Source organism: Rhizobium moroccans (assembly GCF_057559155.1).
Window position 1 is genome coordinate 1 of record NZ_JBHFJG010000029.1, and the last position, 13,935, is coordinate 13,935.

At 63.3% G+C, this 13,935-nt stretch carries 16 protein-coding genes and 1 pseudogene; 11 read left to right on the top strand and 6 right to left on the bottom strand.

Annotated features, from left to right (window positions below):
- Nucleotides 1-100: 100 nt before the first annotated feature.
- Entirely contained in the window at nt 101-448 is a 348-nt protein-coding gene (locus tag ACE04I_RS15850; RefSeq protein WP_046795729.1) for a DUF1491 family protein, read from the top strand.
- Here ACE04I_RS15850 and ACE04I_RS15855 read toward each other — a convergent pair whose 3' ends face one another.
- Nucleotides 449-1,504, bottom strand: a complete 1,056-nt coding sequence (locus ACE04I_RS15855) for a DUF2336 domain-containing protein (RefSeq protein ID WP_170986375.1) — start codon at nt 1,502-1,504, stop codon at nt 449-451. It abuts the gene before it with no gap.
- A 376-nt stretch (nt 1,505-1,880) separates the two neighbouring features.
- The gene (locus tag ACE04I_RS15860; RefSeq protein WP_487207276.1) at nt 1,881-2,087 is read right to left on the bottom strand and encodes a hypothetical protein; all 207 of its coding nucleotides are present in this window, start codon (nt 2,085-2,087) and stop codon (nt 1,881-1,883) included.
- Here ACE04I_RS15860 and ACE04I_RS15865 point away from each other — a divergent pair.
- Entirely contained in the window at nt 2,086-2,271 is a 186-nt protein-coding gene (locus ACE04I_RS15865; RefSeq protein ID WP_197082535.1) for a hypothetical protein, read from the top strand. The two genes, ACE04I_RS15860 and ACE04I_RS15865, sit on opposite strands and share 2 nt — an antisense overlap.
- A 19-nt stretch (nt 2,272-2,290) precedes the next feature.
- Here the strand turns inward: ACE04I_RS15865 and ACE04I_RS15870 are convergent, their stop codons facing one another.
- Together ACE04I_RS15870 and ACE04I_RS15875 are read right to left on the bottom strand one after the other, a co-directional pair.
- Entirely contained in the window at nt 2,291-2,869 is a 579-nt protein-coding gene (locus ACE04I_RS15870) for a DUF1254 domain-containing protein (RefSeq protein ID WP_046795727.1), read from the bottom strand.
- Nucleotides 2,862-3,449, bottom strand: coding sequence for a DUF1214 domain-containing protein (locus tag ACE04I_RS15875; protein ID WP_046795726.1), 588 nt, complete (start codon nt 3,447-3,449; stop codon nt 2,862-2,864). Before ACE04I_RS15875 ends, ACE04I_RS15870 begins: the two co-directional genes overlap by 8 nt.
- Before the next feature lie 207 nt (nt 3,450-3,656).
- Here ACE04I_RS15875 and ACE04I_RS15880 point away from each other — a divergent pair, with 207 nt between their 5' ends.
- The gene (locus ACE04I_RS15880) at nt 3,657-3,986 is read left to right on the top strand and encodes a type II toxin-antitoxin system PemK/MazF family toxin (protein ID WP_487207280.1); all 330 of its coding nucleotides are present in this window, start codon (nt 3,657-3,659) and stop codon (nt 3,984-3,986) included.
- Nucleotides 3,987-4,172: 186 nt separating this feature from the next.
- On the opposite strand, the gene tetR is transcribed toward ACE04I_RS15880, so the two are convergent.
- Nucleotides 4,173-4,796: a tetracycline resistance transcriptional repressor TetR gene (tetR, locus tag ACE04I_RS15885; RefSeq protein ID WP_046795725.1), complete on the bottom strand. Its 624-nt coding sequence runs from the start codon at nt 4,794-4,796 to the stop codon at nt 4,173-4,175.
- A gap of 101 nt (nt 4,797-4,897) precedes the next feature.
- Here tetR and tet point away from each other — a divergent pair, with 101 nt between their 5' ends.
- The gene (gene tet, locus ACE04I_RS15890) at nt 4,898-6,067 is read left to right on the top strand and encodes a Tet(A)/Tet(B)/Tet(C) family tetracycline efflux MFS transporter (protein WP_046795724.1); all 1,170 of its coding nucleotides are present in this window, start codon (nt 4,898-4,900) and stop codon (nt 6,065-6,067) included.
- A gap of 4 nt (nt 6,068-6,071) precedes the next feature.
- On the opposite strand, the gene ACE04I_RS15895 is transcribed toward tet, so the two are convergent.
- Complete coding sequence (locus ACE04I_RS15895; RefSeq protein ID WP_046795723.1) at nt 6,072-8,294, bottom strand: transglycosylase domain-containing protein; 2,223 nt, start codon at nt 8,292-8,294, stop codon at nt 6,072-6,074.
- 213 nt (nt 8,295-8,507) lie between these two features.
- Here ACE04I_RS15895 and ACE04I_RS15900 point away from each other — a divergent pair.
- From ACE04I_RS15900 to ACE04I_RS15930, 7 genes and pseudogenes are all read left to right on the top strand, one after another.
- Nucleotides 8,508-8,972: pseudogene (locus tag ACE04I_RS15900) on the top strand (YcgN family cysteine cluster protein); the annotation flags it as partial.
- 146 nt (nt 8,973-9,118) lie between these two features.
- On the top strand, nt 9,119-9,358 hold the full coding sequence (locus ACE04I_RS15905) for a DUF4160 domain-containing protein (RefSeq protein ID WP_046795722.1): 240 nt from the start codon (nt 9,119-9,121) through the stop codon (nt 9,356-9,358).
- Nucleotides 9,351-9,770: a DUF2442 domain-containing protein gene (locus ACE04I_RS15910; RefSeq protein WP_046795721.1), complete on the top strand. Its 420-nt coding sequence runs from the start codon at nt 9,351-9,353 to the stop codon at nt 9,768-9,770. Before ACE04I_RS15905 ends, ACE04I_RS15910 begins: the two co-directional genes overlap by 8 nt.
- Nucleotides 9,771-9,956: 186 nt before the next feature.
- Nucleotides 9,957-10,436, top strand: coding sequence for a cupin domain-containing protein (locus tag ACE04I_RS15915; protein WP_082118411.1), 480 nt, complete (start codon nt 9,957-9,959; stop codon nt 10,434-10,436).
- A gap of 75 nt (nt 10,437-10,511) precedes the next feature.
- Nucleotides 10,512-12,926, top strand: coding sequence for a heavy metal translocating P-type ATPase (locus tag ACE04I_RS15920; protein ID WP_046795719.1), 2,415 nt, complete (start codon nt 10,512-10,514; stop codon nt 12,924-12,926).
- A 70-nt stretch (nt 12,927-12,996) separates the two neighbouring features.
- Nucleotides 12,997-13,419 carry a Cu(I)-responsive transcriptional regulator gene (gene cueR / locus ACE04I_RS15925; RefSeq protein WP_046795718.1) on the top strand — a complete coding sequence of 141 codons (423 nt, stop codon included), beginning with the start codon at nt 12,997-12,999 and terminating at the stop codon, nt 13,417-13,419.
- A 262-nt stretch (nt 13,420-13,681) separates the two neighbouring features.
- On the top strand, nt 13,682-13,882 hold the full coding sequence (locus tag ACE04I_RS15930; RefSeq protein WP_046795717.1) for a heavy-metal-associated domain-containing protein: 201 nt from the start codon (nt 13,682-13,684) through the stop codon (nt 13,880-13,882).
- The last annotated feature ends 53 nt before the right edge of the window (nt 13,883-13,935 follow it).

Below are 13,935 nucleotides of genomic sequence, written 5' to 3' on the forward strand. Positions count from 1 at the left end.
GGGTTAGGGTGAGGGGCAGTTTCCCTGTAAGACCAGGGCAGTTCGACCCTTGGACATGCCAGCATTTGCCCTTCCCATTGAACCGCCATAAGACAAATCCATGCGCATCCGTTCCGATATCTTCGCCTCCGCCCTCATCCGTCGCGTCTTTTCGGCGGGCGGGTTCGCCGCCGTCGAGAAGAAGGGCGCGGAAGAGGCGGGCGCGATCTTCATCCGCCAGCGCGGGCGCGATGGGCTGGAAACGCTGTTCGCGCCGGCTCCCCAGAACTTCTTCGACGAGGCGGACGATGGCGCCCGCAAGTTCGAGCTGCGTCTGGAAAAGGCGCAGTCCCACGAGATCGAGGAGATGCTGGCGCGCGAGTTGCGCTTCGATCCCGATCTTTGGCTCGTGGAGCTGGAAACGGATGAAATCGGCGATCTATTCGAAGTCGTGGAGCGCGGTGGATAATCAGCGCCGGCGAACCGCCTGCGGCACCCTGCGCGAGCTGACGGCCGCCGGTTGCGGCCGCGCGGCATGGTGGGCTTCCAGCTCGCTTTCCTCGGAGATCGTCCGCGGACCGGCCGCATAGGTATAGCTGTCGGCGCGCCGCCAGGCTTCCACGCGGCCGTAGCACTCGTCCGCATCGAGCTTTCCCCATAGGGCCTCGGCCCGGCTTTCGCCTTCCGTGCGCTGCGCGAGGTGGCCGTAGAGCCGCTCGAGGATGAAGAGCGCGTCTGCCGGCTGCATGGCGAGCCCCTTCAGCGTGGCGGCAAGCTGCTGGCCGGAAATGTCGAGCATGATGCGCTCCGAAAGCCAGCGGCTGGCCGAAAGCGCATCGGCAAGCACGCTCGCGAAGAAGCCTGCCTCGCGATTGCGGGCGAACCGCACGAGCAGCGCCTCCTGCGCCGGCGTCAGACTGCGCAGGCCGAGGCGGTCGCTCGCCGGCCGGTCGATATGGGCAGCCAGCGCCTTGATCTGTTCGCGAAGCTCTTCTTCGCGCTCCAGGCGGTCTTTGCCTTCTGCAGTTTCGGGGACTTCTGCCTCGGATTGGACGGATGGGGGAGCCTCCGGCTCGCCCGCCTCGGCATCGGTCTCCGCTTCTGTTTCTTCCTTCGGATATCGCAGGCCCACCAGAGCATCGATCACTGTCGGCGACAGCGCCTCGCGCCGCACGATCGCCCGGACATGGGCCTCGCCTTGCGTGCGGGCGATGGCCACCAGCGTCTCATCGTCCAGGCAGGCGGAAGCGGCGAGAAACGGCGCCGCGATCGCGATCGGCTGGCTTGCGATGAAGAAGGCGACGGCCGGCGGCACGTTCGGGCATTGGGAGAGGGCTGCGACCGCCTGGCGGCGGGCTTCCTCGGTGGAGGCGGAAAAGAGCGGTGCGAAGAGTTCGGCGAACTGCCGCAGTTCCGAACGGGAGGGGCGGGCAAGGCTTTCGAAACTGGTTACCGTGGCCATCAAAACCACATCCTTCCTGCGCATGGCCGCGGGCCTCTCAAGATCTCGAAACTGGTCGATCACAGCCATACTCACTACGCAAAACAAACCCGGAGGCGTTGCGCGCTCCGGGGAGATCCCGGCAGGAAAGTGGGTCATGGGGAAATGGCGCCGACCTCTCCCGATCCTGTTTACCGGATGCTAACTCTGTAAGGGTTAATGGGAGGTGAAGGCGGACCGTTTCGAAACAGTATCGTCCCATCCCGGCATGGATACGCAGCCATGTCGCGAGCCGGTAATTTCTCCTGCCGGAGGCTTGAACCAAATGCCGGTCTTTTGCGTTTTTGCTGTGGGCAGGGGCGGCACGAAGCCACATGCCTTGGTAGTGTAAATGGTCCGTTAACCGACTTATGGCTGAATTGGCCGCATGTTCGGCGTCCCCATGGTTTTCCTGATCGGTTCACCGGAAAGACGCCAGCGCATCAAGCCCGGTCCAGGCGAAACCGGTCTTGGAATAGGTGTCGCCGCGCTTTGGATGTAAGGAGCGCTCAAGAAGCGCAAGTCCCCGCAGGTGAGGCTGCCGGGAATTGCGTGAGGCCCTCCGGAAGGGCAGGGTGAAATCGATCAGCCCTTCATCCGTCTCGAACCCTGGAATGGAGACGAGCATGGCAGAGATCGTGGTATTGAACAGATGGCGTCTCAGGCCGAGCAGGCGGCCGCCGGTGCATATCGGCAGGCCGCAGGAAAAGGAGGGCAAATTGCTGCTCTTCACCGGCGTGCGCTACGAGCGCGCCGGGGATGCGCCCCGCCGGCAGGCTGAAAACGCACTGGTTCGCACAGAACAGAAGTGACAGCTCCCGCGGGGTGAAATCAGAACTGGTTTCTGGCCCGCCATTCGAAAGGCGCGCAGGTCGCCTGAGCGAGGAATTGCCTCGCTGGCGCCGCAAAGCTCGGCTGCGGCACCATGCTGCGCAGCACGATATAACCCTCCGCAGCCTGCGTCTCCACCAGGATCGATTCCGCGATCGGCTCCGGCAGCGACTTGCGCAGAAGCGTAAGCTGCACGGGCGTTGCGATCACCACATCCAGCATCCCGCCGACGGACGTGCGGTCGTTGATCGAGAAGACCTCGTTCGATGCGCCGTCATAAACGGCGAGCGACCAGAAGGGCACGTTGCCCGGCGCCATCACGCGAATGGGGCCGCTGCCGATATCGAAGGAACACACCGCCACCTCGAGGAAGGGATCGTCCTTGGCAAGCCCTGCCTGATCGGGCTTTTCGGCAAGCGGATAGAAGCGGTGGCGCTCGCCTTTGGCGAGCACGCGCGTATAGGCGTCGCGCTCGCTGAAATAGGGCAGCGACAGCACGATCACGAGATGCAGCAGCGCCGCGCCGATGAGGCCCGTGGCGATCGCCAGCGCGAGCTTGAACGCGAAAGATCTAAGCATTTCCGCATCCGGTCTTTACGATCGAGGGCATGGAGAGATCCACCAGGCCGGAACTGCCGGCCGTCGGCGTATCGAACAGCGTCAGCGTCAGGCGGAAGGGCTGGCCGGCGGAAACGGCGAGCCAGTTTCCGGGCCTGGCGGAGGCGGAGATGTCTACCGTGAAATTGCCGTCCGGCTGGCGCAGCACCGTGCGCGAGTTCAGCGCGGTGGGCAGGTCGCTGGTAATCGAGGGCGGCGCGCCACCGGGGCGCGTGGGAAACAGCGTCCAGAAACGCGCCGGCGGCGTGTGGCCGGAAAGCCGGTAGGTGCAGTCGCCGGAAAGCCGTGCCCCGGTGCTATCGACAGCAGCGGTGAAGACGAGCCCCTCGGCGCTGGCATAGAGGAGCTTGCCGGCATTCGCGCGGTGCGATTTCGCGTAAGGATCGGCCTTGGAGGTCTGCGCGTCCGGGAATGCCTCCCAGGGACCAAGCTTTATGGCGCCGAACCCCACCGTCGCATCGAGCGCCACGAGCGTGGACCAGATACCGCCGCCGAAGGCGATGGCAAGCGCGACGGCGATGAGAAAGGGGACACGAAACACCTGAAACCGGGCCCTCGGACGATTGCTTGGGTCAGGCCTTAGCATTGATTCTCTTGAGAAGGAATGGAGGAGGGGCTGTGGAAGGTTCCAGACAGATGTGAATCGCGCCGAATCGGCTACTGTTCCGCGATGCCGATTCGATATGCCGTTCCTCCAGGAACACTTTTGCTTTGCGACTATGCTTTGGGTGGTTTCGTACCGCCTGAGATGGTCAAACGTCGGCCAGCGATCGTGGTGTCTCCACGGCTTCCTCATCGGGATGGACTTTGCGCAGTCGTGCCGCTTTCGACAACTCCGCCATCCCGATCGCTCGACTATGTTGTTGAGCTTATCCTTGATCCGATCCTTCCTTCGCCCTTTGATTCGCCGATGATGTGGGCCAAATGCGATATGATCGCAACGGTCAGTTTTGATCGCCTTGACCTCTTTCGCACAAGCAGGGATCAGCAGGGGAAACGCAAGTATCTAACCAGACGAGTGGATGCGGATACCCTGGAGAGAATTCGCCTGGCTGTCAGGGCAGGACTGGGAATTTAACTTGAAATTTAAGGGGCATTCCCCATATTGAGTTCGATCGCTGGCGACGAGAGTCGTTCAGCCTCAAGACCTCCGCGGAGGCAGACCCCGTCACGGCGATAACAAGCTTGGCGGGGTTTCTTGTTTGTAACTCCGGCCAGCCTCGCGCTATCGCGTCTCCGTCCCGTCTGCCGCCTGAAGAGCGTATCACTCACCCGGAAGTTTCTGCTCCAACCCGGCAATGAGGGCGTCTAGGCCGTAGTCGAAAGTGGCATCCGCCCCGGCACTCTCCAGTTCGTCGAAAACATGCAGCAGAAAGGCCGGCGGCGAAGGTGCTGCGGGCGCTTCCATCCCCTGCCGCTCGGCCATATCCGCCTCCGCCGTCTGCTGCTCGATGACAGCGCCGACCGTGTAATGGCTGATCGCGGCGAGCGCCTGGGCGGCTTGCCTCGCGTTGAAGCCCGCTTCGCAGAGCAGGCGGATCTGCGCCTCGGCGATATCGAACTGCGGTGAAGTCGGCCGCGTGCCGGCATGGATGAGGGCGCCGTCGCGATAGGCGAGCAAGGCTTTCCGAAAACTTCGGGCGTTCTCCCTGAGGAACATGCGCCAGTCTTCGCCCTTCCTCGACATGGAGCGCATGTGCTTTTCCGCCAGCATCGTCTCGGCCAGCGCATCGAGCAGCGCCCGCTTGTTGCGGAAATGCCAGTAGAGGGCGGGTTGCTGAACCTTCAGCCGCTCGGCAAGCCTGCGCGTCGTCAGGCCATCGACGCCGACCTCGTTGAGAAGGTCGAGTGCCGCGCGGATCACCGTCTCCCGGTCCAGTTTCGTCATCTTGGCTCCATTCCTGCTCTTGACAATTTATCATCGATAAAGTTTTTGTCCATTTCCTTATCGATGATAAATTTCCGGCGGTGCCGGATTTGAGGTTTTACATGAACAGGTCGCTTGCCGTTGCCTTGGCCGTGGTCGCCCTCGATGCCATGGGGCTCGGGATCGTCATGCCGGTCCTGCCGGCGCTGTTGCGCGAACTCGTGCCGTCGCATGAGGTGGCCGGGCATTACGGCGTCCTGCTGTCGCTCTATGCGCTGATGCAGGTCTTCTTCGCGCCGCTCATCGGGAGGCTGTCGGACCGGCACGGCCGCCGGCCGGTGCTGCTCGCCTCGCTCGCCGGGGCAACGGTCGATTATGCCGTCATGGCGGCAGCGCCGGTGCTCTGGGTGCTCTATATCGGCCGGATCGTCGCGGGGATCACCGGCGCGACCGGAGCGGTGGCCGCCTCCACCATCGCGGATGCGACGCGGGAAGACGAACGCGCGCGCTGGTTCGGCTTCATGGGCGCCTGCTTCGGCGGCGGCATGATCGCCGGCCCTGCGATCGGCGGCTTGATGGGCGGCATATCCGCCCATGCGCCCTTCATGGCGGCGGCCTTTCTCAACGGCTTCGGATTTCTGCTTGCCTGCATTTTCCTCACCGAATCCAGACGGGGCCGGAGCGAGGCGGAGAAGCCGGCAAGCATCAACCCGCTCGCCGCCTTCCGGCTGGATGGTCCTCTGCGCGGTCTTCTGGCGCTGATTGGCGTCTTCTTCACCATGCAGCTGATCGGCCAGGTGCCGGCAGCACTCTGGGTGATCTACGGCGAGGATCGCTTCCATTGGGAAACGGCGACGGTCGGCCTGTCGCTTGCGGCCTTCGGCGCCGTGCATGCGTTGTTCCAGGCCTTCGTCACCGGGCCGCTTTCCGCTCGGCTCGGTGAAAGGCGCACCCTGCTTCTCGGCATGATGGCCGACGGGGCCGGCTTTCTGGCTCTGGCCTTCGCCACGCAGGGGTGGATGGTCCTGCCGATCCTTTTCCTGCTGGCGGCCGGCGGAGTGGGCATGCCGACCCTGCAGGCCATGCTGTCGAGATCTGTCGGCGATGATGCGCAAGGCAGGCTGCAGGGAACGCTCGCCAGCCTGACGAATCTGACTTCCATCATCGGACCGCTGGGCTTCACCGCTCTCTATGCGCAGACGGCGGGAACGTGGAACGGCTGGGTCTGGATAGCAGGTGCCGTACTCTATCTCGCTTGCCTGCCAGCCTTGCAGAGGCCGGCCGCCGCCTGAAAGCCTATCGCGTTTCCGTTCCGCCCGCCGCCGGCTTGATGACCGCCTCGGTCATATCCGCTTCTGCGACCTTCGGCGTTCCCGGCAGGAGCGGGCCGGCCGCCTTCAGATCCTTGGCGATCTGGCGCAGCACGCGGGTCGATTCTGCCGAGAGCGAGCGCGGCCGGATGAGTGCGGGCAGGTCGGTTTCACTGCCTTCCTCCTTCTTCGCCACCGCCTGGCCGCCCTTGTGGTCGCCGGCGGGCAGCGGATTGTCGATGAAGGGAATAGGCCGAAGCTCGATGCCCTGATGCGCATAATCCATCAGCTTCTTGAAGGTCATGGCCGGCAGCGTGCCGCCCGTCATCTCCTTCATCGGCGTGAAATCGTCGTTCCCGAACCAGACGGCTGCGGTGTAATTGCCGGTGAAGCCGACGAACCAGGCGTCGCGATAGCTTTGCGAGGTGCCGGTCTTGCCGCCCGTCAGCACGCCCTCGACGGCGGCGCGCCGCGCCGTGCCGTTATAGGGAATGGTCGTCAGGATGCGGTTCATGGATTTCGTGGCGTCTTCCGAGAGCACGCGCTTTGCCGGGGGCTCGTCCCGCTGGAAATCGTAGAGCACCTCGCCACCGTAGCCGAGCACCTGCGAAATGCCGTGGCGGCGGGATTGCATGCCGCCCGCCGGCATCACGGCATAAGCCGTCGCCTGGTCGAGCACGGTTACTTCCGATGTGCCGAGCGGGACGGTCTTGTCGCTTCTAAGCGGCGTTTCGATGCCCATGGCCTTTGCCATTTCCACGATCGCCTTGGTGCCGAGCTTTTCCTTGGCAAGCCGCACCGGAACGGTGTTCAGCGATTGCGACATGGCGGTCATCAGCGTGACCTTGCCCTTGTAGGAGCGGCCGTAGTTCTGCGGCGACCAGCCGTTCCAGGTGATCGGCGCGTCGGAGATCACCGTTTCCGGCGTCATGCCGCTCTCCATGGCGGCCGCATAGGTGTAGAGCTTGAAGGAGGAGCCCGGCTGGCGCAGCGCGCGGGCGGCGCGGTTGAACTGGCTCTCGCCGTAATCGCGGCCGCCGACCATGGCGCGCACGGCCCCGCCGTTCTCGATCATAACCAGCGAGCCCTGCTTGACCTTGTATCCCTCGCCATATTCGCGAAGGCTCGATTCCATCGCCGCTTCCGCCGCCTGCTGCAGGCCCGTGTCGATCGTGGTGCGCACGATGACGGAATGCTCGCGAAACCTGCCGGCATCGGCGAGATGCTGCACCTCGTCGAAAGCCCAGTCGAGAAAGAAATCCGGGGCCTTTGCTTCGGCGCGGTCCATGACGGTCGCCGGGTTGCGCCGCGCGCCGATCACCTGCCCTTCGGACATCATGCCGCTCTGCACGAGGTTCGACAGCACCTCGTTGGCGCGGGCGCGAGCGGCTGGAAGGTTCACGTGCGGGGCATATTTGGCGGGCGCCTTGAAGAGGCCGGCGAGCATGGCGGATTCGGCAAGGTTCACCTCCGCGATGTTCTTGCCGAAATAGAACTGCGCCGCCGCCGCCGCCCCGAATGTGCCGCCGCCCATATAGGCGCGGTCCAGATAGAGCGAGAGGATTTCCTTCTTGGAAAGGTTCGCCTCCAGCCAGAGCGACAGGAAGGCTTCCTTGATCTTGCGCTCGAGCGACCGCTCGTTGGTGAGGAACAGGTTCTTGGCGAGCTGCTGGGTAAGCGTCGAACCGCCCTGCACGACGCCGCCTGCCTTGGCGTTTTCATTCAGTGCGCGGGCAAGCCCCATGAAATCTATGCCGAAATGGGTGAAGAAGCGGCGGTCCTCGGTGGCGAGCACCGCCTTGATGAGATGGTCCGGCAGCTCGTCGATCGGCACCGAATCTTCATGGATGATGCCGCGGTGGCCGATGACGTTGCCATAGCGGTCGAGGAAGGTGACGGCGAAATCGCCCCGGTTTCGCCAATCTTGTTTGGTTTCCTCGAATGCGGGAAGGGCGAGCGCGAGAAGTGCTACGGCGCCCGCCGTGCCGAGCGTCATGGCCTCGCCGGCGACTTCGAAGACGGCCCGCTTCCAGCCCCGGACGCGGAACTTGCGGGAGAAGATGGTGATCTCCTCCCAGAGTTCGCCGAGCCGGAAGCCCAGGTTCCAGACGGTGGAATCGATCCAGGAATCGATCCGGAGCAGGAGGTGGCGCTTTCTGCGCGGACGCCCGGGAGGGAGCTCTTCGGATGACTGTGGCTCGTCCTGCACCTTGGTTGTTCCCGCTTGAATTCCTCGCTCTTTTCGATGGGATGTGCTTGACGCCGTCCCCTCAAGGGATCAAGAGCATGAGCCTCCCACCGTTATTCAGCAATAGCTGACAAATGGTTGACGCGCGATAGCCAAATCGCAACAGGGTAAAGGACAATGGGGCAGGTTTGTTCCGGAATGCCACAAATGTGATGCCCGTCCGATGCAGGACCGATGACTGACGAACCTTTCTGGAAAACCAAGCGGCTGAACGAGATGACGCAGGAGGAATGGGAAAGCCTCTGCGACGGCTGCGGCCTCTGTTGTCTCAACAAGCTGGAGGACTGGGACACCGGCGAGGTGGCCTTCACTTCGGTTGCCTGCCGTCTGCTCGACGGCCATAGCTGTCGCTGTTCCGATTACGAGAACCGCCAGGCGACGGTTCCCGAATGCATCCAGCTCACCCCTGAGACGGTCGGCGAGATCAGCTGGCTGCCGCCGACCTGCGGCTATCGCCTCGTGCAGGAGGACAGGGACCTCTATTGGTGGCATCCGCTGGTTTCCGGCGATCCGGAAACCGTGCACCTTGCCGGCATTTCCGCCCGTGGCCGAACGATCAGCGAGGCGGAAGTCGATATCGAGGATTACGAGGACTACCTGGTCGATTGGCCGCTGACGGTGGGGGAGGATGCCGACGACCCCCGCCTTGCCGAAGAACGGAAGGCCGCACTCGGCCGCGGCGATGCCGACGCGGTTTCGCTGCCGGAGCTGCTCGCGCGTGATGGGGTGAAGGGATAAATTTTGACCATCCCTTGAAAAACCCATCTGTTGGGTTATTTTGAGGTATGGTTGTTGTCCACCGTGCTTTCGGCTTTCGTTTTGTAATCTATACCGCCGATCACGAGCCGGCCCATATTCATATCACGGGTGCGGGGCAGGCCAAGGTCAATCTCCTTGGTGCAGATGGCAGTCCTGAGATCGAATACAGCATCGGCATCAAGCGTTCCGATTTGCGCCGGTTGCTTGCGGAAGTCGAAGAGCACCAAGATCGTCTATTGAAGGAATGGGAGCGAATTCATGGCTAACCTGACGGATGCGGCGCTCCGTGACGCTGAGGAAAGGGGCCGGAAACTGCTCGAAATCGAGCCGCGGGCTAAAGCTGCGTACTATGATGCCACCAGCGGCCGGGTCGTTGTCGATTTGGTCAATGGCTGCACGTACGTCTTTCCGGTTCAACTTGTTCAGGATCTCCAAGGGGCCAGTGAACCCGATCTGGCGGAGATCGAAGTGGACGGATTGGGGTTCAATTTGCATTGGCCGGCTTTGGACGTGGATCTATATGTGCCCGCCTTGGTGAGCGGCATATTTGGCACTCGTGAATGGATGACCAAGGAACTGGCCCGTATGGCCGGCCGCGTTACGTCGCCGGCGAAGGCCGCTGCAGCCCGTTCCAATGGTGCAAAAGGTGGTAGGCCAAAGAAAACCGCCAACCACTGATCTTTGAAATCTAGCGCGTTGTTAGTGACGGTTACCTCGCGATAGGGCAGGCGACCTGACCAGTCCGTGTCGCGTACCTTCCGCGCCTCCTCCAAACGGGTGATTGCCAAAGCAGCGCACTGCGCCATCATCGTCGTGTTCGATTGAATGATCGATGATCCGAATTTCCGTCGAGGAGGAACGGCAATGAGCGCAGATCGCGGCGATACCTATCATTTGCTTGGAAATCTCATCCGCTTCCATGTCCGGCCGCCGGAGAGCGGAGGCGGTTATTGCCTTGTGGAGCTTCGCACCGCGCCCGGTGCCGGCGCTCCCCCGAACCGGCACCCGGAAGACGACGAGGTCTTCTACGTGCTGGAGGGCGAGTTCGAGTTCAGGGTGGGGGAGGAGAATATCCCGGCGCGGTCGGGCGATTGCGTGAAGGTGCCGAACGGGGCGGTGCATGCCTTCCGGAATGTGGGGCCGGCGCCGGCGCGCATGCTGGTCATCAATTCTCCCGGCCGGATACACGAGGCCTTCTTCAGCGAGGCGGGCGACCTTGTGCCGGACGGCACGACGGATTTCCCGGTCCAGGATGGGCCGCCGGATATCCCGCGTGTGCTTGAAATCGGCGCCCGCAACCGAATGGAATTCCTGGTCGGAGCGGCGAATGAGGCCCACGCCTGAGAAATGTTGAAATGGCCTCTTGACCTTCCAATGATGGGAAGGTCCACATAGGGCGGGAACTGGAGATTCCTGCCTATGAACGAGATTGTAAAAACGAACCGTCCCATCGAACCCTTCACCGTTCCCGTCGAGGGCATGACCTGCGCTTCCTGCGTGCGCCGCGTGGAAAACGCCGCCGCCAAGGTGCCGGGCATCGATAGAAGCGCCGTCAATTTCGCGACGAAGAAGCTGACGGTCGAGTCGGCCGAGGGGTTTTCGCCGGAGGATCTCGAAAAGGCGATCAGGAAGGTCGGCTACGAAATCCCCGCCGCCGCCATGCGGCATGCGCTGCACGAGGCGGGAATGCTGGCGGATGCCCCCTCATCCGGTCCTTCGGACCACCTTCTCACCAACGGTGTGAGGGGGCATTCGGCAAGCCACGCCCATTACGCCCACGATCACTCTGCCCACCAGCAAGCCGCCAGCGCCAGCGACCCTCATGACCACATGCACATGCATGCCGGCGAGGAGGGGGTGCTGAAGCGCGATCTCCTGATCGCGCTTGTGCTCACGCTGCCGCTCTTCGTGCTGGAAATGGGAAGCCATTTCTACGATCCCTTCCATCACTGGCTGATGGGGATCGTTGAGACGCAGAACCTCTATTACCTCTACTTCGCGCTTGCGACCGCCGTGATCTTCTGGCCCGGCTTCCGCTTCCTGAGGATCGGCCTGCCGGCGCTCTTCCGCGGCGCGCCGGAAATGAATTCGCTGGTCGCCGTCGGCGTTCTGGCAGCCTATGGCTATTCGCTGGTGACGACGTTCGCGCCGCATCTGCTGCCTGAAAGCGCCCGCTACGTCTATTACGAGGCGGCGGCCGTCATCGTCACGCTCATCCTGTTCGGCCGGCTGCTCGAAGCCCGCGCGACAGGCCGCACCGGCGAGGCGATCCAGAAGCTGGCCGGCCTGCAGGCCAAGACCGCACGGGTGGAGCGCGACGGCAAGGTGGTCGATCTTCCCGCCGGCGAGGTAGTCGCGGGCGATATCGTGGTCATCCGGCCCGGCGAACGCATTCCGGTGGACGGCACGGTGATCGACGGCCAGTCCAATGTCGATGAATCGATGATCTCCGGCGAGCCGCTGCCGGTGGAAAAGGCAGCCGGCGCCTCGGTGGTGGGCGGCACGATCAATAAGACCGGCGCCTTCCGTTTCCGCGCCGACAAGGTCGGTCGCGACACCATGCTGGCGAGTATCATCCGCATGGTGGAGCAGGCGCAAGGGGCTAAGCTGCCGATCCAGACGCTGGTGGACCGGATCACGGCATGGTTCGTGCCGGCCGTCATCGTGTTGGCGGCGCTGACCTTCGCCGTCTGGTTCTTCTATGGGCCGAGCCCGGCGCTCACCCATGCGGTGGTCAACGCGGTGGCCGTGCTCATCATCGCCTGCCCCTGTGCCATGGGGCTTGCGGTGCCGACCTCGATCGTCGTGGGTGGTGGCAGGGCCGCCGAGTTCGGCGTCCTCTTCCGCAAGGGCGAGGCGCTGCAGGAACTGCGCAATGTCGAAATCGTCGTGCTCGACAAGACCGGCACCGTGACCAAGGGCCGGCCGGAACTGACCGATCTCGTGGCCGCCGAAGGCTTTGACGAGAAGGAGGTGCTGGGTCTTGTCGCAGCCGTTGAGGCGCAATCCGAGCATCCGATCGCAGACGCCATCGTCAAGGCGGCGGAGACAGGCGGCATCATTCTGCCGAAGGTGCGGAATTTCGAATCCGTCACCGGCTACGGCATTCAGGCCGAGATCGACGGCCGTAGGGTTGCCGTCGGCGCGGATCGCTTCATGCAGAAGCTGGGCCTTTCGGTGGAAGGTTTTGCGGAAGCCGCAGCGCGCCTTGCCGACGAGGGCAAGACGCCGATCTATGCCGCGATCGACGGCAAGGTGGCGGCGGCGATCGCGGTGGCCGATCCCCTGAAGCCGGCAAGCCGCGACGCGATCCGGGCCTTGCGGCAGATGGGCATAGAGGTCGCCATGGTAACGGGCGACAACCGCCGCACGGCGGGGGCCATCGCCCGCCAGGTCGGCATCGACAAGGTCGTGGCCGAGGTGCTGCCGGACGGCAAGGTGAAGGCGCTGCATGAGCTGCGCGCCGGCGGGCGCAAGGTGGCCTTCGTGGGCGACGGCATCAACGACGCCCCGGCGCTGGCGGAAGCCGATATCGGCATCGCCATCGGCACCGGCACGGACGTGGCGATCGAAAGCGCCGACGTGGTGCTGGTCGGCGGCGAGCTATCCGGCGTGGTCGCGGCGATTTCCATGAGCCGGGCGACGATGAGGAACATCAAGCAGAACCTCTTCTGGGCCTTCGGCTATAACGTGGCGCTGATCCCGGTCGCGGCAGGCTTGCTCTACCCGGCCTTCGGCTGGTTGCTTTCGCCGATGATCGGGGCTGCCGCCATGGCGCTTTCCAGCGTCTTCGTGCTCGGCAATGCGTTGAGGTTGAAGGCTGTAAAACCATAGCAATTCCAGCAAAAGCGGGAACCGGTTTTGCGTCCGGAATTGCGTCAAAGCAGATAGATGGAGATCATACATGAATATCGGCCAGGCCTCCGAAGCGTCCGGCGTTTCGGCCAAGATGATCCGCTATTACGAGGAGATCGGCTTGATCCGCCCCATGGGCCGCACCGGCAACAATTACCGGGTTTATGGCGAGGACGAGGTGCATATCCTGCGTTTCATCAAGCGGGCGCGCTCGCTCGGCTTCTCGCTGGAAGAGACCGAGACGCTTCTGAAGCTCTGGCAGGACCAGAGCCGGGAGAGTGCCGCGGTGAAGGAGGTGGCGAGCACCCATATCAAGGACCTGGAGCGCCGCATCGCGGAGATGCAGGGCATGGTGAAGACGCTGAAGCATCTCGCCCATTGCTGCGGCGGCGACAGCCGGCCGAACTGCCCGATCCTCGACGATCTGGCCGGCGAGGCGCCTCCGATGAAGAAGATGAAACAGCATGCTTGAGGCCGCCGGGATCTGTTCGAAACATCCCTCCCAAACCGGCCGGGGTCGAGCCGCTTGTCTCGACCCGACCTGCGGACCCCCACAAGGGGGAGGGCTTAACTCGCCGCTCCCGTCGCCGCTCATTCAAGGCAAGTGATTGCCGCGAGTCCTCTCCCCCCTTGTGGGGGAGATGGCCGGCAGGCCAGAGGGGGAATTTCCAAGCACCCTTGACCTTCCCATTATAGGAAGGTGCAGAAGGATTTTGATAGAAAAGGAGTTACCGATGACTGCGATTTTCAACATCCCTGACATGACCTGCGGCCATTGCGAGAAGACCGTGCGCGGTGCGCTCGGCGAAGTGCTGCCAGGCGCCCCGGTCACCGTCGATCTCACGTCGAAGATCGTCACCGTGGAAGGTGATGCCGCCGTGGCCGAGGAAGCGATCCGCGAAGCGGGCTACAGCCCCGAGCGGGTGGGGACTTGACGCCAGCCGCCCTGGATTAAGCTTCCACCCCCCTCTGCCCGGCAGGGCAGAGG

Excerpts from the sequence above, each read along its gene's own strand:
- ACE04I_RS15920 (WP_046795719.1), top strand. The coding sequence starts at position 10,512 with ATGAACGAGATTGTAAAAACGAACCGTCCCATCGAACCCTTCACCGTT.
- cueR (WP_046795718.1), top strand. The coding sequence starts at position 12,997 with ATGAATATCGGCCAGGCCTCCGAAGCGTCCGGCGTTTCGGCCAAGATG.
- ACE04I_RS15850 (WP_046795729.1), top strand. The coding sequence starts at position 101 with ATGCGCATCCGTTCCGATATCTTCGCCTCCGCCCTCATCCGTCGCGTC.
- ACE04I_RS15865 (WP_197082535.1), top strand. The coding sequence starts at position 2,086 with ATGGCAGAGATCGTGGTATTGAACAGATGGCGTCTCAGGCCGAGCAGG.
- tetR (WP_046795725.1), bottom strand. The coding sequence starts at position 4,796 with ATGACGAAACTGGACCGGGAGACGGTGATCCGCGCGGCACTCGACCTT.
- ACE04I_RS15930 (WP_046795717.1), top strand. The coding sequence starts at position 13,682 with ATGACTGCGATTTTCAACATCCCTGACATGACCTGCGGCCATTGCGAG.
- ACE04I_RS15860 (WP_487207276.1), bottom strand. The coding sequence starts at position 2,087 with ATGCTCGTCTCCATTCCAGGGTTCGAGACGGATGAAGGGCTGATCGAT.
- tet (WP_046795724.1), top strand. The coding sequence starts at position 4,898 with ATGAACAGGTCGCTTGCCGTTGCCTTGGCCGTGGTCGCCCTCGATGCC.
- ACE04I_RS15915 (WP_082118411.1), top strand. The coding sequence starts at position 9,957 with ATGAGCGCAGATCGCGGCGATACCTATCATTTGCTTGGAAATCTCATC.
- ACE04I_RS15905 (WP_046795722.1), top strand. The coding sequence starts at position 9,119 with ATGGTTGTTGTCCACCGTGCTTTCGGCTTTCGTTTTGTAATCTATACC.
- ACE04I_RS15880 (WP_487207280.1), top strand. The coding sequence starts at position 3,657 with ATGGTCAAACGTCGGCCAGCGATCGTGGTGTCTCCACGGCTTCCTCAT.
- ACE04I_RS15870 (WP_046795727.1), bottom strand. The coding sequence starts at position 2,869 with ATGCTTAGATCTTTCGCGTTCAAGCTCGCGCTGGCGATCGCCACGGGC.
- ACE04I_RS15910 (WP_046795721.1), top strand. The coding sequence starts at position 9,351 with ATGGCTAACCTGACGGATGCGGCGCTCCGTGACGCTGAGGAAAGGGGC.